General features: G+C 76.5%; 2 protein-coding genes. One reads left to right on the top strand and one right to left on the bottom strand.

Annotated elements, in window-relative coordinates; genetic code table 11:
* The coding region (locus AB0O00_RS39090) for a LuxR C-terminal-related transcriptional regulator (protein ID WP_363659431.1) at positions 1-163 on the top strand (163 nt) is incomplete at its 5' end.
* Here AB0O00_RS39090 and AB0O00_RS39085 read toward each other — a convergent pair.
* The coding region (locus AB0O00_RS39085; RefSeq protein ID WP_363659430.1) for an aldo/keto reductase at positions 141-383 on the bottom strand (243 nt) is incomplete at its 5' end. The two genes, AB0O00_RS39090 and AB0O00_RS39085, sit on opposite strands and share 23 nt — an antisense overlap.

The raw sequence follows: 383 nt of genomic DNA, 5'->3' as shown, positions 1-383 counted from the left end.
GCTCGTCGACCGCCCCGGCAACCAGGACCTCGCCCGGCTGCTGTCGATCTCGCCGCGCACGGTGGAGAAGCACCTGGCCAGCCTGATCCGGAAGACCGGCCGCGCCGACCGCGCCGCGCTCTGCCGCCTGGCCGCGGACCTCAGCGCGTCGTCGGGCCCGTAGCCGGTCCGCTCCCCTCCCCTTGCCCGACCGTCGAGAGGATCCCCAACTCCTCCTCCGTCAGCACCAGTTCGGCCGCCGCGGCCGAGTCGCGGATCGTCTCCGGCCGGCTCGCCCCGGGAATCGGCAGCATCACCGGCGACGCGGCCAACAGCCAGGCGAGCGCGACGCGCTGCGGGCTCACCCCGCGCCCGGCCGCGACCTCGGCGAACGCGCCGCTCCC

The sequence above is a fragment of the Kitasatospora sp. NPDC093558 genome (genome assembly GCF_040683475.1).
Taxonomy (GTDB): Bacteria; Actinomycetota; Actinomycetes; order Streptomycetales; family Streptomycetaceae; genus Kitasatospora.
The sequence above is the reverse complement of the archived record's forward strand: the minus strand, read 5'-3'. Positions and strand labels throughout refer to the sequence as shown.